We start from the raw sequence: 20,772 nt of genomic DNA, 5'->3' as shown, positions 1-20,772 counted from the left end.
ATATTTTACTTATACATCGTCAAACTTAGTTTGCTTTTGCAACAGGGGCAGCAGCAGTTTCATCGTTTGCAGCTTTGAACGGAGATGTATAGTTCAAGCCAAGCGTAGAACTTGTGTACTGACGTACTTTGTCGAGTAACACAGGGTCTTTGCTCAAGTCTTGCTTATAAGAAACTACAATTTCATGAAGTTTCTGGTTCCACTTACCTTCAGTTTGCTGAGGGAAAGCTTTTTCAAGCAAGTTAAGCATGATGTATGGAGAAGTCGAAGCACCCGGAGACGCGCCTAACAATGCAGTTACAGCACCATCTTTAGAAGCAAAGATTTCTGTACCAAATTGAAGTGTTGCTGGTTTACCTGGTTCTTTTTTGATGATCTGAACACGTTGACCACCTTGGCTTAAACGCCAGTCTTCAGCTTTCGCATCTGGGTAGTATTTACGAAGTTCATTTAGACGGTCTTGGTCTGACATCATCACTTGGCTCACCAAGTATTTAACAAGATCAAGGTTTTCCAAGCCAACAGTGGTCATTGGTAAAACGTTGTTTTTGTTAGTAGATGCAAGCAAGTCAAGCTGCGAACCATTTTTCAGGAACTTATTTGAATAGGTTGCAAATGGGCCAAACAATACATATTTTTTACCGTCGATATAACGTGTATCAATATGTGGTACAGACATTGGAGGCGCACCAAGTTCAGCACGGCCATATACTTTCGCTGTGTGTTGAGACGTAATTGCTGGGTTATCAGTAATTAAGAACTCACCACCTACAGGGAAGCCAGCATATTGTTTTGCTTCTGGTAAACCAGTAAGTTGCAATAATTTAACCGCTGCACCACCTGCACCGATAAATACAAAACGTGTTTTAACGTGATCTGTTTTACCAGTTTTCAAATCTTTGAAAGTTACAGTCCAAGTTTTGTCATCATTTTGGCTGATGCCAGTCACTTCAGTTGAAGTCTGTAATTTGAAATTTGGGTTTTGGTTTAAATGTTTCACTAACTGGTTCGTGATTGAACCGTAGTTTACGTCTGAACCAACTTCCATACGAGTCGCTGCAACTTTTTGAGTTGGGTCACGATCGTTCATCACTAAAGGTGCCCATTGCTTAATCACAGCTGGGTCTTCAGTAAATTTCATACCTTTGAACAATGGACTTTGGATCATGGCAGCATAACGTTTTTCTAAGAACTGAACGTTATCGCCCCAAACGAAAGCAATGTGTGGAACAGGGTTAATGAATGATTTTGGTTCAGCTAAAACGCCTTGTTTTACCTGATATGACCAGAACTGTTTAGCAACTTCAAATTGAGAAGCAACTTTTTCAGCTTTGACAATTTCCATCTTACCGTTTTTTTCTTCGGTATAGTTCATTTCCATAAAGCCAGAGTGGCCTGTTCCGGCATTGTTAAAGCCGTTTGAACTTTCTTGAGCAACTTGGTCAAGACGTTCATACATACGAATTTGCCAATTCGGTTCAAGCTCAGTGAAATAAGTACCGAGAGTGGCACTCATGATGCCGCCGCCAACAAGAACAGCATCAACAACTGGCTCATCTTTTGCAGTTTGTACTTGTTTTGACGCAATTGGTCTAAACAAGAAAACAATACCTGCAATTAAAATAAGAATGATTAATACCAGAAGGTATTTCAAAAACTTTTTCATGTAAGGGGGACCTTAAAATAAGTTATTTGAGTCACTTAAGGTGTGAGGAAACCTAGACAGCGTATCCAGACAAAATGGATATAAATGCGAAAGTAAAATTCTCCAAAACAGAGAACTTTAAAAAAAGAAAAATTACTTGGGATTATCGCAAACACTCTATATTTTAGACTAATTTTGCATTGACAAGACAATTTTTATAATAAATGGGTTTCATCAAAATCATAAATATGATTTATATTTGATCAAATTAAGCTTTTATAAGATTATTTTTAGCTTTTATTGTGGTGTAAGTGTTTGAAAATTAATGATTAAAATAATTTTGGTTAAACTTGAATCATTTGAGGATAATTTGCCTATAAAAATAGATTAATTTTTATTTCATGCGATATTTGTGTAAATGTTTAGCTTATAGCCGCTTATTTTTTGTCATACATAGTTCTTATTAATGCTTGTGCAGTACCTATTAAATTAAGGGCATATCTCTGTATAAGAAATATGCCCTTAACGGTTTTATGACGCGACATAGAACGGTGCAGTTGAACGTGGCAATGCTTCACGCCCACGAATTTGGTCTGCAATTTTCTCGGCAATCATAATGGTGGTTGCGTTTAAGTTACCGGTAATAATGAGCGGCATAATTGAGGCATCAACCACACGTAAACCATTCATACCGTGTACACGGCCTTGACCATCTACAACTGCCATCTCATCTTCACCCATCTTACAGCTACAAGACGGGTGGTAAGCCGTTTCTGCATGGTTACGAACAAAGTCATCAAGCTCTGCATCGGTTTGCAAATGTTTGCCCGGGCTAATTTCATCACCACGATATGGGTCAAGCGCAGGTTGCTGCATGATTTCACGTGTAATACGAATTGCATCACGGAACTCACGCCAGTCTTGTTCAGTCGACATATAGTTAAACAAGATACTTGGGTGCGCAAACGGATCTTTCGATTTAAGTTTGATACGACCGCGTGAAGGCGAGCGCATTGAACCGACATGGGCTTGGAAGCCGTGTTCTTTTACTGCATTACTACCGTTGTAGTTAATAGCTACTGGCAAGAAATGGTATTGAATGTTTGGCCACTTAAACTCATCCGAACTACGGATAAATCCACCCGCTTCAAACTGGTTACTTGCGCCAATACCTGTACCATTGAATAACCACTCGGCACCAATCGCAGGTTGGTTATACCATTTTAAAGCAGGGTATAAAGAAACGGGTTGCTTACATTTATACTGTAAGTACATTTCCAAGTGATCTTGCAAGTTTTCACCTACGCCCGGCAAATCATGAACCACATCAATGTCCATTGATTTTAAGAAGGTACTTTGACCTACGCCTGAGCGCTGTAAAATTTGCGGTGACGCAATTGCACCTGCACAAAGTAATACTTCGCGTTTAACTAAGGCGCGTTGCAAGTTGTTTTGATCAGCACCAATAATATATTCAACACCAATTGCTTGCTTTTGATTAAACAAGATTTTGTTGGTCGTCGCATGAGTTAAAATAGTCAGGTTTGGACGACCTTTTGCCATATCCAAATAACCACGTGCGGTACTTGAACGACGGCCTTTAGGCGTAACGGTACGGTCCATTGGACCAAAACCTTCTTGTTGATAACCATTTAAGTCGTCAGTACGTGGGTAACCAGCCTGTACACCTGCTTCAACCATGGCATGGAATAGCACGTTGTTGCCATTTTTCGGTGTAGCCACTGATACAGGACCGCTATCACCATGGTAGTCGTTGCCACCAATGTCACGAGTTTCGGCTTTTTTGTAGTAAGGCAAACAGTCGGCATAAGTCCAATTTTCAAGGCCTTTATGGGTTGCCCATTGTTCTAAATCCATGGCGTTACCGCGGATATAGCACATACCATTAATTAAAGATGAGCCACCTAAACCTTTACCACGACCACACTCCATACGACGGTTGTTCATGTGTGGCTCTGGGTCAGTTAAATAAGCCCAGTTATAGCGACGACCTTGAAGAGGGTAGGCCAAAGCTGCCGGCATTTGTGTACGGAAATCCAAGCGATAATCTGGTCCACCTGCTTCTAGCAGTAAAACAGTGGTATCTTTGTCTTCAGTAAGACGCGCAGCGAGTACATTTCCGGCAGATCCTGCGCCAATAATAATGTAATCATATTCTTTAATATTCATAACTATCCTTTTTTTACTAACAGTTTGCCTGAGCAATCTATAAAGACTGCTCGGCATATGTGATTTAGGTTGAAGTGTTTAGAGCGATAGGGGCATTAAAAAATGCTTTGATAATCGCCAAGTTCAACTTGAATAGATTTGATACGGGTATAGTGCCCAAGCGTGGTTAAGCCATTTTCGCGGCCCACACCAGATTGCTTGTAGCCACCAACTGGCATTTCGGCAGGCGATTCGCCCCACGTGTTAATCCAGCAAATACCAGCTTCAATTTGGTGAATAATGCGATGAGCGCGGCTAATATCTTGAGTGACCACACCGGCAGCTAGACCAAAGGTCGTGTCGTTGGCACGTTGAATCACTTCTTCTTCGGTTTCATAGCTTAAAATGCTCATGACAGGCCCAAAAATTTCTTCTTGAACAATCGCCATCTGGTCAGTGCAGTCGCTGAATACAGTTGGTAGTACATAAGCGCCTTTGGCAAGCTCGCCTTCTGTTGCACGACCACCACCAATTAATACTTTAGCGCCTTGTTGTTTGCCTGACTCAATGAAAGACAACACTTTTTCCATGTGTGGGAAGCTGGTGAGTGGACCGAAGTTCGTATCTTCAGCCATTGGGTCGCCAATGCGAATACGTTTTACGCGCTCTACAACGGCTTTTTCAAATTCGGCTAAAAGTGATTTTGGAACAAATACGCGCGTACCATTGGTACATACTTGACCTGAGCTAAAGAAGTTTGCCATGACTGCAATATCTGCGGCACGGTTAAGGTCGGCATCTTCACAAATAATCAGTGGTGACTTACCACCAAGTTCCATGGTCACTTCTTTAAGCGTAGAGCCAGCAGCGCTTGCCATGACTTTTTTGCCAGTTTCCACACCACCAGTGAATGAGATTTTTTCAATCACAGGATGTTCAGTGAGCCACTGACCGATTTCACGACCAGCACCTTGCACCACGTTAAATACGCCGTCTGGAACGCCTGCTTCTGTATAGATTTCTGCAAGTTTAAATGCAGTAAGTGGAGTGGTTTCACTTGGTTTGAAAATCATGGCATTGCCGGCAGCAAGGGCAGGGGCAGATTTCCATAGAGCAATTTGAATTGGATAGTTCCAAGCCCCAATACCAGCAACCACGCCTAAAGGTTCACGGCGTGTATAAAAGAAACTTGATTCGCGAAGCGGAACTTGGTCACCCTGAATGGCGGTTGCAAGTCCTGCATAATATTCGAGTACATCTGCGCCAGTCACGATGTCGACTGTAGATGTTTCGCTAAAAGCTTTACCTGTGTCGAGTGTTTCAAGACGGGCAAGCTCATCATTTCGTTCACGAAGAATGTCTACAGCACGACGCAAAATACGTGAACGCTCCATGGCAGTCATGGCAGCCCAGATTTTTTGTCCTTGTTGGGCACTTTGTACAGCAGCTTCAATATCTTGTTCAGATGCCTGTTGAAGAGTCGCGATTGTCTCGCCGTTGGCAGGGTTAATACTATTAAATGTTTTACCACTGGTTGCTTCAACGTAGCGTCCATGGATATACAGTTGATAAACTTGTACATCACTCATTTTGTCTCTCCTGCAAAGGCTTGTTCGCAAATTGCAATTGCGTTTTTACATAATCGTAAGCAATGGAACGGGCTAGTTCGCTATCAAATTCGTTATGACGGCTTAAACTGCCGCGTAGCCATAATCCATCAATCAATGCTGCCAAACCTCTTGCGGCAACACTGGCCTGTTGTTCATCTATTAACTTGAGAAAATAAAACTTCAAGTTGGAGTACAGGCGTTGATCATTAATCTTTTGCAAACGGCTCAGGTCCGGTACATGCATACTTGCAGACCAAAAGTCTAACCAGACCCGCATTGCTTTTTCATTTACCTGACTAATGTCAAAGTTAGAGTCAATAATTGCCTTAATCTGGCTTTCCGGATGCGCATCTGCTTCTGTTCTGTATTGTTCGGTTTTCCGACGTAAAACATTCAGCATTTCTTGCATACAGGTATTTATTAACCCTTGTTTGTCGCCAAAATAATGGCTAACAATACCGGTCGACAGCTCGGCTTTTTTTGCAATTTGTGCAATGGTGGTATTGGATAACCCCACTTCATAAATTACGTCGAGTGCAGCGTTCATAATCTCTTCACGGCGCACATGCTCTGGTTTTACTCTGCGTTTTGTCATGATTGTCCACATCAGCACTTTTACGGGTGCTTTAAATTCAGCATGTTAACTTGCAGAGCATCATAGCACTTTTTTTATCATACTTGTTATTGATTGAACGTTCAATCAATAACAAGTATGATGTGTAAAAATCAATGAATTTTTGAATCTGACTTCGGGGTAGAAGAGATAGAATCAGAAGTTCTTACGGATAGGATGATGCGCATAAGTCCAGTACTTATCACGTTATTTTGGAAAAATACACCGATTGCAAGGAGCAATAAGATGGTGTTGAAAAGTGATGGATATTCTTCAGACCATATTCGGTTAAATCGTTTTGTATTTTGGAGTTCGGCAGTCAGTATCGGCATTTTTGGCTTGTTATTTGTGCTGTTTCCAGAAAAAAGTCAGTTTTGGCTGACCTATGTGCAAGAGCAGGTAAACCACTTTTTCGGGTGGTATTACATGTTGGTGATTGTGCTGTGTTTAGGCTTTGTGGCTTGGCTTGCCTTCTCAAAAGTGGGACAGATCCCTTTAGGAAAAGACCACGACAAACCTGAGTTTGGCTATTTGGCTTGGACCTCAATGCTGTTTTCGGCAGGGATTGGTATCGCGCTACTTTATTATGGTGTTGCTGAACCTGTTGACCATTTTCTAAGACCACCCGAAGGTGAGGCAGGTACTATTCAGGCCGCCCGAAATGCCATGACCTATAGCTTTTTGCACTGGGGTATTCATGGCTGGGTGCTTTATGCCTTGCTCGGCGTGACCTTAGGTTACTTTGCTTTTAGACAAGATTTACCGCTCGCATTGCGCTCGGCACTCTATCCAATTTTCGGAGAGCGAGTTCATGGCTTAGTGGGTGATTTTGTCGATGGCTTTGGTATTTTGGCGACCGTTATTTCACTCGTGACCAACTTAGGTATTGGTGCTTTAGTGCTGGTTTCAGGTATTTGCTATTTAATTCCTGAAATACCGCATAGCTCTGCAACCTTAATTACAGCTGTTCTCGTCATGATGAGTGTTGCGACCATCACAACAGTGGTCGGCATTGAAAAAGGCTTGGCATGGTTATCGCGTATTAATTTGCGTTTGCTCTATGCTTTACTTTTATTTGTATTTTTAACAGGACCAACTAACCATTTGTTAAATGGTCTTGTGCAGAATGTCGGTGATTACCTCAACAATTTTATAGGTAAAAGCTTTGATATGTATTTATACAATCAAAAAGCCAGTGGCTGGTTGGGTTCATGGACTGTGTTTTATTGGGCATGGTGGATTGCTTGGGCACCTTTTGTAGGAATGTTTATTGCCCGTATTTCCAAAGGCCGAACTATTCGAGAAGTGGTTTTGGGGGTATGTCTCATTCCATTAGGTTTTACCTTGGCTTGGATTTCGATTTTTGGAAACACCGCAATTCATTTTATTCTCAACCAAAAGCAGAAAGCTTTAGGTGATATGGTTTTAAGTGATCCAGCGTTGTCATTATTCAAATTACTCGAATATCTCCCGTTTAATCCGTATATTGCCGGGATTGTTGTTGTAATTTGTTTCGTTTTATTTTTGACCCCTGTTGGGTCTGGTACACTAATGATCGCCAATTTGTCCTCGAAAGGGGGCACCAGTGATAGTGATTCACCGATCTGGTTACGCATCTTTTGGTCTGTGGTCATTACCATTGTAAGTATCGGCTTATTATTAGCAGGTAGTTTTAACTCCATGCAAAGTGCAGTGGTGTTATGTGGTTTACCATTTTCTGTGATTATTTTGCTTTATATGTTTGGTTTAGCCAAAGCCTTAAAGCAAGATGATTTTGACCCGAATGTTGCGAAAAAGCAGTTAGCTATTTCAAAAGACATTTCTATTCCATCGAATTGTGACCAGAACAAAGTAACCGAGGTTTTATAATCTTGGTTCATCACATTTATTTATATTTTTTGCGTTCAAAGCAGTCTTTTCATTATGGTTAAATAGTGAAAAGACTAAATTGAATATTTTATTTTTCTTCTATTCCTTGAGGATTGTATGGCAACAGATAATCCAAGAGCAGTTGATGATTTAACATTATCTAAATCTAAAAAAGACCCGCTTAACCGTGTGGTTTTTTATATTTCAGCTCTAATCATTTTAATCTTTTCTCTCGTTACTTTTTTATTTAACGATTTCGCAAATCGAACCATTAACACCGTTCTTGCGTGGGTAACGTCAACCTTTGGCTGGTATTATTTACTGGCTGCAACGCTATATATGGTGTTTGTCATTTTCATTGCCTGTTCAAGATATGGTGAAATTAAGCTTGGTCCTAAACACTCAAAGCCTGAGTTTAGTTTACTGAGTTGGTCTGCCATGCTGTTTTCGGCAGGTATTGGTATCGATTTAATGTTCTTCTCGGTGGCCGAGCCATTATCTCATTATATGCAGCCGCCTGTTGGTGTAGGCCAGACCTATGAAGCTGCACGCCAAAGTATGGTGTGGACGCTGTTTCACTATGGTTTGACCGGATGGTGTATGTATGCCTTGATTGGTATGGCACTTGGCTATTTCAGTTATCGCTATAACTTACCGCTTACCATTCGTTCTGCACTTTACCCGATTTTCGGGAACAGAATTAATGGGGCCATCGGCCATAGTGTAGATACTGCTGCCGTCATTGGGACAATTTTTGGTATTGCGACCACCTGCGGGATTGGCGTAGTACAGCTGAACTATGGTTTACATGTTTTATTAGGACTGCCAGAGAATATCTGGATGCAGTTTGCACTCATTGCCATTGCAGTCGGTATTAGTATTATTTCAGTGACTTCTGGGGTGAATAAAGGCCTTCGGATTTTGTCTGAAATCAATATTTATGTATCAATTGGTCTTTTACTATTTATTTTATTCTTGGGCAATACCGAGTTTTTACTCAATGCACTGGTACAAAATATTGGTGATTATTTAACTCGCTTCCCAACCTTAGCCCTTCAAAGTTTTGCCTTTGAACAACCTAAAGATTGGATGAGCAGTTGGACTTTGTTCTTCTGGGCATGGTGGATTGCATGGTCACCATTTGTAGGTTTGTTTTTGGCCCGCATATCTAGAGGCCGTACTATTCGTGAGTTTGTGTGCGGGACTTTAATCATTCCTCTGTTATTTACCTTAACGTGGTTATCCATTTTTGGTAATAGCGCATTACACAGCGTTATTTTTGAAGGCAACCAAACTTTGGCTGCAACGGTATTATCGAATCCGGCACATGGTTTTTATGACCTGTTAGCGCAGTATCCAGGTTTTACCTTCATTGCTTCAATTGCGACAGTGACAGGTCTCTTGTTCTATGTGACTTCTGCCGATTCGGGTGCATTGGTTTTAGGTAACTTCACCACTAAGCTTACCCATATTGATAATGATGCGCCGCGTTGGTTAAGCGTGTTTTGGGCAATTGCCATTGGTTTATTAACGCTCGCCATGCTCATGACCAACGGGATTACCGCTTTGCAAAATGCAACCATCATTATGGGATTGCCGTTTAGTTTCGTGATGTTCCTTGTCATGGCGGGGCTTTATAAGTCGCTCAGACTTGAAGACTATAGGCATGCCAGCCGAAGTATGAATGCAGCACCTGTAGTGGGTAACGTCGATATTCTCAATTGGAAGCAGCGTTTGACTCGAGTTATGCATCATCCGGGAACAACTGAAACCAGACGAATGCTCGATACCGTTTGCAAACCTGCCGTTCAAGCCGTTGCTGATGAACTTATTAAGCAAGGTATGAATGTAGACGTGCAGCAAACACCACTTGAAGATGAAGAGGCGCTATATCACCTCGATATCACTATTCATTTGGAAGAAGAGCAAAACTTCGTTTATCAGATTTGGCCAGTCCGTTATAGCGCGCCTAACTTTAGTCAGCGTGTAAAACGAGGCAAACAGTTCTATTACCGTCTCGAAACTTATCTTTATGAAGGTTCTCAAGACAATGACCTTGTGGGTTACAGTAAAGAACAGGTTATTAATGACATTTTAGATAAGTATGAAAGACATATGACATTCTTGCATATTAATCGTATTAGCCCTGGGAACCGTCCATTATTCCCAGATCCGCAAGCTTAAGGGGAATATGCATGGTTTCACCATATCTGCATTCTTTTGCTTTATTTTTCTCTTTGCTCAATCCATTTTTAATGAGCATTTATATGATTGGCCTAATCCGTCATTCAGAAACCAAGGTATTTAACAAAGCCTTAATTCAGGGCAGCTTGATTGCCTATATCGTCTTTATGCTGTTTGCATGGGGTGGTGAAGCAATCTTTAGTAAATACTTGAACGTACGCTTTGAGGCTTTCCAGATTTTTGGTGGTCTTATCTTTTTAGTGATTGGTTATCGCTATGTGTTTCAGGGTGCCGACACCATTGGTGAAATGCGCGGTGCACCAGAACATTTGGCTGGCACCATCGCTATGCCTTTTATGATTGGGCCGGGCACCATTAGTGCTGCTGTGGTTACAGGCATTGAAATGTCGATTGGTGCTGCGGCACTTGTTATTGGGTTTACCATGTTTTTAACATGCAGTATTTTGATTTTGATGAAATTTTCACATGATCATTTACGCTATAAACATGCAAAATACATCGATCGCTATTTTGATATTGTCGGGCGTCTATCTGCTTTGTTAATTGGTACGATCGCTGTTGATATGATTATTAATGGTATTACCGGACTGATCCATAAAGTATAGTCAGGCTCATATAAAACGATGCTGTGTCATTTAAAATGGAACAAAATGGCATAGCATCTTTAATTTATTTTTGGCTGATTCTCAGCTTTTTATTTAAGAAAAACTAAAAAATAATTAAAAATAATAGCTTAAAAAATATTCGTTCAAAAAAAGAATTAACAATATTAAAAAATACGATGCTATGTTGTGGATTTAAGCATGTTTTTTTTGTGAATTATCAACCATAATGTTTTCTGAGCTTGTTTTGAGACAGAGTTGAGTCATGCCTACATTAGATGAAATGACAACAGTAACTGATGATCAGTCAGAATTAACCATGTCAGTGTTAATGACCCCAGACATGGCAAATTTTTCAGGTAATGTTCATGGTGGAACAATTCTAAAGCTGTTAGACCAAGTGGCCTACGCTTGTGCAAGTCGTTATTCAGGCAGTTATGTCGTAACGTTGTCTGTAGATAAAGTAAATTTTAAAGAACCGATTTATGTGGGCGAACTCGTTACATTTTTAGCGAGTGTGAACCATGTGGGTCGTACTTCAATGGAAGTGGGTATTCGTGTAGAAGCACAGAATATTCAAAAGCGTACCGTGCGCCACACCAATAGCTGTTATTTCACGATGGTTTCGGTTGATGAGCATGGTAAACCACGTGAAGTGCCTCAATTAAAACTCGATACTGAATGGAAACGCTGTCGATTTGAAGCAGCAGAACACCGTAAGGTGTTGCGCCTACAAGAAAATCATAATCCTTCTTGCAGCATGTATAAGAAAACTTCTTAAACAACAAAGAAGACTAAATTAAAAAAAGATCGAACCGCAGCATGGTTCGATCTTTTTTTATTCACTGAAATTCAACGTCCTGTTTCGTTTCAGCAAAATTATCTCTGAGCTTGGAGGAGAGTACAGAGGTAATTATTGAGCAGCAGGAGCAGCTTCAGAAGCAGAACCTACCGCTTCAGATGCAGCATTTGCAGTGTTTGCTTGCTCTTGAGTTGAAACTACAACTTTATCTTCTGCTGGAGCATGAACTTTATCATGTTTAGAAGCAGCAAAAGTTGAAGCAGCAGTTAAAGCTAGAGTAGTAGCGAGTAAAGTTTTAGCTAATTTCATTTTATGGCATCCTTAAATTCATTAAAAAATAAATCAAACCTAATCGTTCATGCCTACCTGATAAAACATGTAGGACTGAATGACTAAGCTAGGACACATGCTAAGCCGAGCTTTGGATTACATCAATTAACTTAACAATCTATTACGCCTATCTTAACAATATGAAATATACGGGCCGTTTATGTGCGTCTACTGTAAAATTGGAGCGCTTGTTGAGCGCTAAAAATGTGAAAGAATATTTCTTGTTGAGTAAAAAAAAGCCAAGTTGGTTACGCAAACAAAACACTCTGGCATGAATTGTGAATACTCATAAATAGAATATTCCGTTTAATTATTTATTATCTAAAGTTAATTTAGATTATTGATGAGAGGTATGTCATAAAAATGCTGTTTTAGCCGGATAATTGAAAACTATAGCTTCAAAATGAAAAATGTTTTCCATGCCACTTAAACAGTGATATACCTTTCTTAGTTTTTAAAACCTTGTTGATTTGAGCCGCTTGTGAAACTTATTGCCCCAAAAACTGTGCCTACCCATATTATCTCAGGTTTTTTAGGTGCAGGAAAAACGACATTATTGCAGCATTTATTAAGTCAGAAACCCAAAGATGAAGTGTGGGCAGTCTTAATGAATGAGTTTGGGCAAATTGGAGTCGACCAACAACTGTTACCTCAAGATGAAGGTTATGCTGTAAAAGAATTATTAGGTGGCTGTTTATGTTGTAGTAGCCAACTCCCAATGCATATTGCTTTGGCCCGCTTGTTAAGTGAACAAAAGCCAGACCGACTCTTTATTGAACCTACGGGGCTTGGACACCCTTCGCAATTATTTGATCAGTTAACTGAACCGCATTGGCAAAACAGCTTAGCTATGCGTGCACTGGTCACGGTTGTTGATGGTAGTCGTTTGCATGACATCAATTGGGTTAAACAAAACTTGTATGAAGATCAATTAAAAGCCGCGCAAATTGTGGTGGTTTCTCATGCCGATACCATGACTTTTGAAGATGATCAGGCGCTAGATAAGCTTAAAGAAGAATATCAGCCGTATGGGCAGCAATGGCTAAAGACCGAGCATGGTCAACTTGAACTAGCACAAATTGATGTCGCTGCTCGTTTAACCGAACGCTCTATACAACCTTTACTTAAGCTTCAAAAACAAATGACCGAAGCCGAAGTTGTAAAAGAAATTCATCAATTGCCTTATCACTATGTTGAGTCTGCACAAGGTTATATTGTGGCGGGTTGGAAATTACCTAAACGTTGGAAATTTGAGTTTTATGCTCTGCTTGATGTGTTGTGTGCACAGCAAGACTGGTTACGTATTAAGGGAATTTTTAATACAGATCAGGGATGGAAGACCTTTAATTTTAACCCTGACCAATTTAACTATAAGTCTGGTGAAGAGGGCATTGATAACCGTATTGAAATCATTAGCCAACATGAACATGACTGGCTGGCATTTGAAACTGAATTATTAGCTTGCAGAATTGATGAATAGAGAACATTGAAAAGATAGCTCAATGTTCTCAAAAATATTCATCTATTTTTTGATGTCGAGTACAGCTTTAGCTTGAGCATGGTCAATGTCTTTTTCCCAATGTGCAACGACTACGGTCGCAACACAGTTACCAATTAAATTGGTGCAGGCACGGATAATCCCGATAAACCAATCTACAGACAATAAAAGCACTAAGCCAATTGCTGGTAAGCTTGGAATAACTGAAAGTGTAGCCGCAAGAATGACTAAAGCTGACCCTGGAATACCATGCGCGCCTTTAGAGGTAATCAGTGAAACCAGCAAAATAGCCAACAAGTCATGCATAGAGAGATCGATATTGCAGGCCTGTGCAATAAAGATCACCCCCAAAGTTAAGTAAATTGAAAAGCCGTCTAAGTTAAAAGAATAACCGGTTGGGATGACCAGACCGACCGTTGAATCTTTAATTCCCAAGTTTTTAAGCTTTTTCATGACTTGAGGAAGAACTGAGTCGGAAGATGCGGTACCTAAAACAATTGCCAACTCATCTTTAAAGTAGCCTACAAATTTGAAGATGTTGAGGCCGGTAAGTTTTAGAATTGAACCTAGAACAATCACAACAAATAAAATACAGGTGATATAGAACAGCAGCACTAAGTAACCAAGTTGTAGAAGTGAGTCTGATCCGAATTTTGCAGTGGTATATGCGACTGAACCGAATACACCAATTGGAGCTAAACGGATAATCAGTCCCATAATTTTAAAAAAGACTTCAGAGAAAGCCTCAAGTGCCTGACGTACCAGCTCTGCTAAATGTTTAGGAATTAAGAGTAGCGAGACACCAAATAAAATCGCGATGAGTAAAATCTGTAAAATATCACCGTTAGCAAAAGCAGCCGTAAATGTTTTTGGAATAATATTAAGTAAAAAGTCCGAACCTGTATGCATGTCATGAGCACGGTCAGTATAGGTACTTAAATCTTTAGCATCTAAATGATGAATATCAATATTCATGCCGACGCCCGGTTTAAAGACATAAGCAACAATAATTCCCAAAATTAAAGCAATACTGGTGACTACTTCAAAATAAAGAATCGTTTTTGCACCGACTTTGCCCATTTTTTTAATGTCGTTTGCACCATAGATTCCCAGTACCACCACACAAAACACAATAGGAGCAATCAACATTTTAATGAGCGAAATAAAACCATCACCAAGAGGTTTTAAAGCTAGGGAGAAATCATGAAAACCAAGACCTACTGCAATACCGAGGAAGAGAGCGCAGAGAACTTGTAGGAATAAACTACGTTTAAGTTTTTGCCACATAAGTCATCAAATCAAAAAGAGAGGAATACAACCCTCTCAAGCAAAAAGCCCGCCAACTTTGAAAGTGCTTAGATGTTTTGGAATAAGATGCAAATTTAGAGTGAAAGAAGTTTTGGGTTACTGCGTTTTTTCTATAATTTTTTAACTAAAATCGAGTATTCTTAGCGCCAAATTTTTGGACATATCAACTATGGCGCTTAAAGCAACAATTTATAAAGCGGATCTGAACATTGCCAATATGGATGACCATATTTATGGCGATTATCAATTGACGCTTGCCTTACATCCTTCAGAAACTTTAGAACGATTAATGGTTCGTGTTATGGCATTTGCACGTTTTGCCAGTGATAGCCTTGAATTTACCAAAGACCTTTTTGAAACTGATGAGCCTGCACTTTGGCAAAAAGACTTAACAGGGCAGTTAGAAACCTGGATTGAAGTCGGTTTACCTTCTGAAGATAAAGTGAAAAAAGCCAGTGCCCGTTGTAAAAATGTGGCAATTGTTGCTTATGGTTCACAAGTTGAAGACTGGTGGAAGAGAAACAGTAAAATTAAAACTTTAAGTAATGTTCAGGTATGGCAAATTGCGCCTGAAAGTACAGCAGAGTTAGAACAGCTTTGTGAACGCACTATGCAGTTACAGTTAAATGTTATGGACACAGAATGGACTTTGCTTGGTGAAAAGGGCCAAGCAAACGTGGTGTGGACACAATTACAGTAAAACTGGAAAGCGAAACAAATTTTACAACTTCACTTGCTAGACTAAAGATTGAGTCTGAGCTGTGAATTTAAATGAAACGGAAATGTTATGATCACTGAATTAGAAATTATCGATTTAAAAGTAGGCGAAGGTAAAGAAGCGGTTAAAGGTGCTTTAATTACCACGCACTATACAGGGTGGTTAGAAGACGGTACTAAATTCGACTCTTCAATTGACCGCGGAAATTATTTTGAATGTGTCATTGGTACAGGCCGTGTGATTAAAGGTTGGGACCAAGGCATCATGGGAATGAAAGTGGGCGGAAAACGTAAACTTATTGTTCCTGCGCATTTAGCTTATGGCGAACGCAAAATGGGTAAGATTATTCCGGCAAATTCAAATTTGATTTTTGAAATCGAATTATTTGACGTAAAAACTCGTGATGAGTGATATCAAATTCTTTGGGGTTTGATTTTATATATAAGCTTTAAATATAAATACATTCACTATTTATATTTTAGCTTTTTGAATATTTAAGATTATTTTCAGTTTATTTGATTATAAAGGTGAACTGAAAAACTGTTCTTTTGGGACAGTCTGAACCTAAGGGCTAAATTGACATAAGGTTTAGTTCTTAAGTTTAAATTTCACATAAATAATCTATATTGCTATTGAGACGCTATTTCATGATTACCCGTTTTGCATCTCCTTTGTTGAATCTAACGCTTGGCTTGGCTTTAGCAGGCTTGTCAGGTATGGCATTAGCTAAGCCTCCTAAAATAGATGCTTCAGAACTTACTGTTATTGGCTATCATGAAATTACCGATACTAAAAATGCCTTAATTCCTCAATATGCAGTGACCACGAAACAATTTAGTGAGCATATTGATTGGCTGCAAAAAAACGGTTTCCATTTTATTACTGTAGACCAGTTGATTCGTGCTCATCAGGGCAAAACTGCACTGCCGACCAAGCCAGTTTTATTAACTGTAGATGATGGTTATCAGTCTTTTTATCAAAATGCCTATCCAGTCATTAAGGCTAAAAAAATCCCGGTAGTACTTGCTGTTGTTGGTTCATGGTTAGAGCCTAAAGAAAGTCAGAAAGTTGATTTTTCTGGCGAAGAAATTTCACGTGATAAAATCTTAAGCTGGCCTGAACTTAAAGAAATGCAAGACAGCGGTTTTGTTGAAATTGCAAGCCACAGCTATCATTTACACCGTGGTATTACTGGTAACCCACAAGGAAACTCTGAACCTGCGGCAACGACTCGTTTTTATGACGTAAAAACTAAAACGTATGAAAACGACAGCCAATATCAGGCCCGAATTTATAATGATTTAAAAAAGAATAATCAGTTACTTAAAGAACATGGTATACGTTCACCGCGTATTATGGTGTGGCCATATGGTCGCTATAATATGCAAACTGTTCAAATTGCTAAAAAGCTTGGTATGCCAATTACCATCACACTTGATGATGGGGCGGATCACGCTAAACAGTCTCTACAAAATATGAGCCGTATTTTGGTAGAGGGCGGAATGAGCACAAATGATTTAGCTCAAGAGATTAAAAACCGTGAGTTAAATTTAACGGATAATAACCGTCCGCAAAAAATCATGCATGTGGATCTCGACTATATCTATGATCCAGACCCGCAACAGCAAGAGCGTAATTTAGGTAATTTACTCGACCGTATTAATGCGATGGGTGTAAATACAGTTTATTTGCAGGCTTTCTCTGATGCAGATGCGAATGGTTCTGCCGATATGGTATACTTCCCAAATCGACATATTCCTATGCGTGCTGATTTATTTAACCGTGTTGCATGGCAAATTCAAACACGTACTCCTGTAAGCCGTATTTATGCGTGGATGCCATTATTGGCGTGGGAACTACCAAAAACTGATCCTGTATCAAAAGATTTGGTTGTAACCCAACAGGATAAAACGAGTGGACACCTTAATATGGGATACATTCGTTTAAGTCCTTTTTCACCTGAAGCGCGTCAAACTATCCGTGAAATATATCAAGACTTAGCGAAGTCATCGTCTTTCAATGGAATTTTATTCCATGACGATGTGACGCTGTCTGATTATGAAGATGCAAGCCCAGATGCTTTAAAAGCTTATGCAAAACAAGGCTTACCAACAGACTTGGCAAAAATTCGTGCAAATGACGAAGATTTGCAAAAGTGGACTGCATACAAAACCAGATATTTAGATGATTTTGCGATGCAGCTTGTGGATCAGGTTCGTCAATATGAGCCATTCCTGTTAACAGCACGTAATTTATATGCGCAAGTGGCTTTAAAACCATATGCGGAAAATTGGTACTCTCAGTCACTTGAAGAGTCATTAAACCGTTATGATTTTACTGCTATTATGGCGATGCCTTATATGGAGCAAGTGAAAAACTCAGATCAATTCTATAAAGATATGGTTGATCGTGTTAAGCAATATCCAAATGGCATTAAGAAAACAGTTTTTGAGCTACAGGCAACGAACTGGCGTAATAACGAAAAGGTACCTTCAACTGAAATGGCTGCGACAATTCATTCTCTCTATGAACAAGGCGTAATGCATGTCGGATATTACCCTGATGACCCAATCAAAGATCATCCGGATGTGAACGTGATGCATAAAGCATTTGCTGAAAAATCATCTCGTCTTGTGCCGTAGTCGAGGCTGAAACATGACAATCTTTGCTGCAATATGGTCGCACGCCCTAAAATTCGTTTTTTATTATCCATTGTTTATGTCATATCTATGGATGATAGGTGCGGTCATTTTCTATTGGAAGGAACGTAAGGCTCCACCTTACGATCAACCAGCTCCATTAGAAAGTTATCCGAAAGTTGCTGTACTTATTCCTTGCTTTAACGAAGGCGATAACGCAGAGGAAACCATTAGCCATGCTTTAAAACTGGACTATCCTAATTTTGAAGTGATTGCGATTAATGATGGCAGTTCGGATAATACGGGTGAAGTGCTGGACCGTTTAGCTGAACAATACGAAAAGCTTCGTGTTGTTCACCTTGCGCAAAACCAAGGTAAAGCAATGGGCCTACAGGCAGGCAGCCTGATGACTGATGCCGAGTTTTTAATTGGTATCGATGGCGATGCTTTGCTCGACCCGCATGCAGCAAAATGGATGATTCGTCATTTTCTTCAGAACCCAACAGTTGCAGCCGTAACTGGAAACCCACGTATTCGTACGCGTTCAACTTTGTTAGGACGTATTCAAGTCGGTGAGTTTTCTTCGATTGTGGGAATGATCAAACGTGCACAGCGTACATTTGGTCGTTTGTTTACGGTGTCTGGTGTAATTACCGCTTTCCGTAAAAGTGCTGTTCACCAAGTCGATTATTGGTCTCCAAATATGTTGACCGAAGACATCGACATTACTTGGAAATTGCAGCGTGCAGGCTGGGACATTCGTTTTGAACCGAATGCCTTGGTCTGGATTTTAATGCCTGAAACCTTAAACGGTTTGTGGAAACAGCGTTTACGTTGGGCAATGGGTGGAGCACAGGTTTTAATTAAAAACATTGATGTGTTCACCAAACCAAAATTGAATTTTTTATGGCCTCTCATGTTTGAGCTTTGCTTAACTTTAGTCTGGTCATATTTAATGCTGGCAATGGCTGTGTTGTGGTTGGTACATTTTATTTTACCGGTCCCTGCTTTAGCCGTTGTGAGTTCCCCATTTTTACCGTATGGTAGCGGTATTTTATTGGGGGCAACCTGTCTAATTCAGTTTGCTTTAAGCAAATGGATGGATAGTCGCTATGAACCGCATCTAGGAAAAAACTATTTCTGGATGATCTGGTATCCATTGGTCTTTTGGCTAATCACCATTTCGGCAACCATTGTGGCATTTCCAAAAGTCTTACGACGTGGAGATGAGAAACGAGCACGTTGGGTGAGCCCGGATCGGGGCATTCGTTAGATGAAATGCAAGAGTCATGAGATTTTAAAGATCGTGCTGTATTGATGTCTGGGGAAAACCGCAGCACTTCGTTAGGTAAAGAGAAATGAAGACAAATTCGTTGATTATTGATTTACGTCGTCAATTACCATGGCACAAACGCTATGTTTCTACAACAAGCACAGCCATGATGTGGGGCGGTTGGTTGTTGTTGTGGCGTCCGTTCGTGTTTGTATGGCTATTGGTTGAACTACAAAAAACACATTTGGTACACCGTTTATTTAGTGCCTTTGGTATGGGAATTGAGCATGGCTTTACAGCACTTATTGCTTGTGCAATTGGTTTGTTGCTATGGAGTCATGTATTGCCTGAACGCCGTGTTGGGGGGAGTGCACTTAACATGAAACAGACAGATGATTATGCACGCTACTTTGATTTGCCAGAGCAAGAAATTGAACAGGGCCGTAGCCAAAAAATTACGGTCGTTCACCATGATGAATTTGGTAAAATTGTTAGAGTTGAATAAACCTAATAAATAAAAAGAAAGCCCACATGATGTGGGCTTTCTTTTTGCATATATGCTTAGAGAGTAATAAGTTTTAAACCGCGAAGTATAAGTTTGAGTAGGTTTTATTTACCTTTAAAAACAGGCGGTCTTTTTTGCAACATGGAAAACACACCTTCTTGAACATCTTCTGTGGTGAGTAATGGTTGAAGATGGCTCTGTAATTGGCTAAAAGCAGTTTCATAACCTTCATTAATGGCTTCACGGGCAGAAGCGAGGGTCGCTTTTACAGCAAGTGGTGCAGCTTGCGCGATATTTTCAGCCAGTTCTATTGCACGTTTAAGCTCCGTACCTTCTGAGCAAACTTCTGTAATCAGGTTCATATCAAAGGCGGTTTTTGCATCAAAAGAGTCACCTGTAAGCAAATAGCGCATCGCTTTGGCCCAACCTGCTGCCTGAGTAAAGCGGGCAGTTGCACCGCCAAAGGGTAAGATGCCACGTTGGACTTCCATTTGAGCAAACTGAGTATTTTCACTCGCAATTGCAATATCTGCATTAAGAAATAGTTCTATGCCAGCGGTATAGCAATAACCTTGTACAGCTACAATTAATGGTTTACTTAGTTTTCGACCAACTGTACCCCATGGGTTAATTTCTTCATCACTAAAATCAAAAACACCTGTAGCGAGTTTAGGTTGTAACTCAACTAAATCTAAACCCGCCGTAAAATGGTCACCATGTGCAAAAATAATTGCACAGCGCAGAGCATCATTATTTTCATATTCGGTCAGTGCTAGTGATAAGTCTTTAATAAGGTGGCTATCAAAGGCATTGCGTTTTGCTGCCCGATCTAGACCAATTAAAAAAATATGTCCTCGAGTTTCACGGCTGACTTTCCCTTCTTGATTTGACATATTCTCACGCTCTTTATTTGTCTTTAATTATCTTTTAAACAATCATTTAAAAACGATCAAATACAATTTGTTGATGACTTGGTAAGTGAAAAT

17 protein-coding genes are annotated in these 20,772 nt (G+C 40.0%); 10 read left to right on the top strand and 7 right to left on the bottom strand.

The window, feature by feature from the left end; translation table 11 throughout:
- Positions 1-25 precede the first annotated feature (25 nt).
- From mqo to betI, 4 genes are all read right to left on the bottom strand, one after another.
- The gene (gene mqo / locus ACIF8R_RS05900; RefSeq protein ID WP_396479681.1) at positions 26-1,666 is read right to left on the bottom strand and encodes a malate dehydrogenase (quinone); all 1,641 of its coding nucleotides are present in this window, start codon (positions 1,664-1,666) and stop codon (positions 26-28) included.
- Between the two features lie 510 nt (positions 1,667-2,176).
- Positions 2,177-3,835, bottom strand: a complete 1,659-nt coding sequence (betA, locus tag ACIF8R_RS05895) for a choline dehydrogenase (protein WP_004888295.1) — start codon at positions 3,833-3,835, stop codon at positions 2,177-2,179.
- 95 nt (positions 3,836-3,930) lie between these two features.
- Entirely contained in the window at positions 3,931-5,403 is a 1,473-nt protein-coding gene (gene betB, locus ACIF8R_RS05890; RefSeq protein ID WP_396479679.1) for a betaine-aldehyde dehydrogenase, read from the bottom strand.
- A complete protein-coding gene (gene betI, locus ACIF8R_RS05885; RefSeq protein ID WP_396479677.1) occupies positions 5,396-6,019 on the bottom strand; it encodes a transcriptional regulator BetI in 624 nt (207 codons plus the stop codon). Before betI ends, betB begins: the two co-directional genes overlap by 8 nt.
- Before the next feature lie 264 nt (positions 6,020-6,283).
- Here betI and ACIF8R_RS05880 point away from each other — a divergent pair, with 264 nt between their 5' ends.
- From ACIF8R_RS05880 to ACIF8R_RS05865, 4 genes are all read left to right on the top strand, one after another.
- Positions 6,284-7,906, top strand: coding sequence for a BCCT family transporter (locus ACIF8R_RS05880; protein ID WP_396479675.1), 1,623 nt, complete (start codon positions 6,284-6,286; stop codon positions 7,904-7,906).
- Between the two features lie 117 nt (positions 7,907-8,023).
- On the top strand, positions 8,024-10,090 hold the full coding sequence (locus tag ACIF8R_RS05875) for a choline transporter (protein ID WP_191028575.1): 2,067 nt from the start codon (positions 8,024-8,026) through the stop codon (positions 10,088-10,090).
- 11 nt (positions 10,091-10,101) lie between these two features.
- Complete coding sequence (locus ACIF8R_RS05870) at positions 10,102-10,716, top strand: MarC family protein (protein WP_002054351.1); 615 nt, start codon at positions 10,102-10,104, stop codon at positions 10,714-10,716.
- A gap of 262 nt (positions 10,717-10,978) precedes the next feature.
- Positions 10,979-11,494 carry an acyl-CoA thioesterase gene (locus ACIF8R_RS05865; RefSeq protein WP_004703199.1) on the top strand — a complete coding sequence of 172 codons (516 nt, stop codon included), beginning with the start codon at positions 10,979-10,981 and terminating at the stop codon, positions 11,492-11,494.
- 132 nt (positions 11,495-11,626) lie between these two features.
- On the opposite strand, the gene ACIF8R_RS05860 is transcribed toward ACIF8R_RS05865, so the two are convergent.
- Positions 11,627-11,824 carry a hypothetical protein gene (locus ACIF8R_RS05860; protein WP_002054416.1) on the bottom strand — a complete coding sequence of 66 codons (198 nt, stop codon included), beginning with the start codon at positions 11,822-11,824 and terminating at the stop codon, positions 11,627-11,629.
- Between the two features lie 502 nt (positions 11,825-12,326).
- On the opposite strand from ACIF8R_RS05860, the gene ACIF8R_RS05855 reads away from it, so the two are divergent.
- The gene (locus ACIF8R_RS05855; protein ID WP_396479673.1) at positions 12,327-13,325 is read left to right on the top strand and encodes a CobW family GTP-binding protein; all 999 of its coding nucleotides are present in this window, start codon (positions 12,327-12,329) and stop codon (positions 13,323-13,325) included.
- Positions 13,326-13,367: 42 nt separating this feature from the next.
- On the opposite strand, the gene dctA is transcribed toward ACIF8R_RS05855, so the two are convergent.
- Positions 13,368-14,630 carry a C4-dicarboxylate transporter DctA gene (dctA, locus tag ACIF8R_RS05850; protein ID WP_396479671.1) on the bottom strand — a complete coding sequence of 421 codons (1,263 nt, stop codon included), beginning with the start codon at positions 14,628-14,630 and terminating at the stop codon, positions 13,368-13,370.
- A gap of 190 nt (positions 14,631-14,820) precedes the next feature.
- Here dctA and ACIF8R_RS05845 point away from each other — a divergent pair, with 190 nt between their 5' ends.
- The 5 genes from ACIF8R_RS05845 to pgaD all read left to right on the top strand — a co-directional run bounded on the left by ACIF8R_RS05845 (position 14,821) and on the right by pgaD (position 19,786).
- Positions 14,821-15,351, top strand: coding sequence for a YaeQ family protein (locus ACIF8R_RS05845; RefSeq protein WP_311072186.1), 531 nt, complete (start codon positions 14,821-14,823; stop codon positions 15,349-15,351).
- 87 nt (positions 15,352-15,438) lie between these two features.
- Positions 15,439-15,780, top strand: coding sequence for an FKBP-type peptidyl-prolyl cis-trans isomerase (locus tag ACIF8R_RS05840; protein WP_002054441.1), 342 nt, complete (start codon positions 15,439-15,441; stop codon positions 15,778-15,780).
- Positions 15,781-16,016: 236 nt separating this feature from the next.
- Positions 16,017-18,011 carry a poly-beta-1,6-N-acetyl-D-glucosamine N-deacetylase PgaB gene (gene pgaB, locus ACIF8R_RS05835; protein WP_396479669.1) on the top strand — a complete coding sequence of 665 codons (1,995 nt, stop codon included), beginning with the start codon at positions 16,017-16,019 and terminating at the stop codon, positions 18,009-18,011.
- Positions 18,012-18,024: 13 nt separating this feature from the next.
- A complete protein-coding gene (pgaC, locus tag ACIF8R_RS05830) occupies positions 18,025-19,281 on the top strand; it encodes a poly-beta-1,6-N-acetyl-D-glucosamine synthase (protein WP_261491610.1) in 1,257 nt (418 codons plus the stop codon).
- A gap of 85 nt (positions 19,282-19,366) precedes the next feature.
- On the top strand, positions 19,367-19,786 hold the full coding sequence (gene pgaD, locus ACIF8R_RS05825; protein WP_396479667.1) for a poly-beta-1,6-N-acetyl-D-glucosamine biosynthesis protein PgaD: 420 nt from the start codon (positions 19,367-19,369) through the stop codon (positions 19,784-19,786).
- 104 nt (positions 19,787-19,890) lie between these two features.
- Here pgaD and ACIF8R_RS05820 read toward each other — a convergent pair whose 3' ends face one another.
- Positions 19,891-20,679 (bottom strand): crotonase/enoyl-CoA hydratase family protein, encoded by a 789-nt coding sequence (locus ACIF8R_RS05820; RefSeq protein ID WP_367592952.1) that lies wholly within the window; start codon positions 20,677-20,679, stop codon positions 19,891-19,893.
- Between the last annotated feature and the right edge of the window lie 93 nt (positions 20,680-20,772).

Origin of the sequence: Acinetobacter sp. ABJ_C4_1 (assembly GCF_044538495.1) — a bacterium.
In the GTDB taxonomy this organism is placed as follows: domain Bacteria; phylum Pseudomonadota; class Gammaproteobacteria; order Pseudomonadales; family Moraxellaceae; genus Acinetobacter; species Acinetobacter nosocomialis_A.
This window is presented reverse-complemented; position numbering and strand designations above follow the sequence as displayed.

What these genes read in the sequence shown, in the direction of transcription:
- ACIF8R_RS05845 (WP_311072186.1), top strand. Translation starts at nt 14,821, where the DNA reads ATGGCGCTTAAAGCAACAATTTATAAAGCGGATCTGAACATTGCCAAT.
- mqo (WP_396479681.1), bottom strand. Translation starts at nt 1,666, where the DNA reads ATGAAAAAGTTTTTGAAATACCTTCTGGTATTAATCATTCTTATTTTA.
- pgaD (WP_396479667.1), top strand. Translation starts at nt 19,367, where the DNA reads ATGAAGACAAATTCGTTGATTATTGATTTACGTCGTCAATTACCATGG.
- betB (WP_396479679.1), bottom strand. Translation starts at nt 5,403, where the DNA reads ATGAGTGATGTACAAGTTTATCAACTGTATATCCATGGACGCTACGTT.
- ACIF8R_RS05865 (WP_004703199.1), top strand. Translation starts at nt 10,979, where the DNA reads ATGCCTACATTAGATGAAATGACAACAGTAACTGATGATCAGTCAGAA.
- betA (WP_004888295.1), bottom strand. Translation starts at nt 3,835, where the DNA reads ATGAATATTAAAGAATATGATTACATTATTATTGGCGCAGGATCTGCC.
- ACIF8R_RS05880 (WP_396479675.1), top strand. Translation starts at nt 6,284, where the DNA reads ATGGTGTTGAAAAGTGATGGATATTCTTCAGACCATATTCGGTTAAAT.
- ACIF8R_RS05875 (WP_191028575.1), top strand. Translation starts at nt 8,024, where the DNA reads ATGGCAACAGATAATCCAAGAGCAGTTGATGATTTAACATTATCTAAA.
- pgaC (WP_261491610.1), top strand. Translation starts at nt 18,025, where the DNA reads ATGACAATCTTTGCTGCAATATGGTCGCACGCCCTAAAATTCGTTTTT.
- ACIF8R_RS05860 (WP_002054416.1), bottom strand. Translation starts at nt 11,824, where the DNA reads ATGAAATTAGCTAAAACTTTACTCGCTACTACTCTAGCTTTAACTGCT.
- ACIF8R_RS05840 (WP_002054441.1), top strand. Translation starts at nt 15,439, where the DNA reads ATGATCACTGAATTAGAAATTATCGATTTAAAAGTAGGCGAAGGTAAA.
- pgaB (WP_396479669.1), top strand. Translation starts at nt 16,017, where the DNA reads ATGATTACCCGTTTTGCATCTCCTTTGTTGAATCTAACGCTTGGCTTG.
- ACIF8R_RS05820 (WP_367592952.1), bottom strand. Translation starts at nt 20,679, where the DNA reads ATGTCAAATCAAGAAGGGAAAGTCAGCCGTGAAACTCGAGGACATATT.
- betI (WP_396479677.1), bottom strand. Translation starts at nt 6,019, where the DNA reads ATGACAAAACGCAGAGTAAAACCAGAGCATGTGCGCCGTGAAGAGATT.
- dctA (WP_396479671.1), bottom strand. Translation starts at nt 14,630, where the DNA reads ATGTGGCAAAAACTTAAACGTAGTTTATTCCTACAAGTTCTCTGCGCT.
- ACIF8R_RS05870 (WP_002054351.1), top strand. Translation starts at nt 10,102, where the DNA reads ATGGTTTCACCATATCTGCATTCTTTTGCTTTATTTTTCTCTTTGCTC.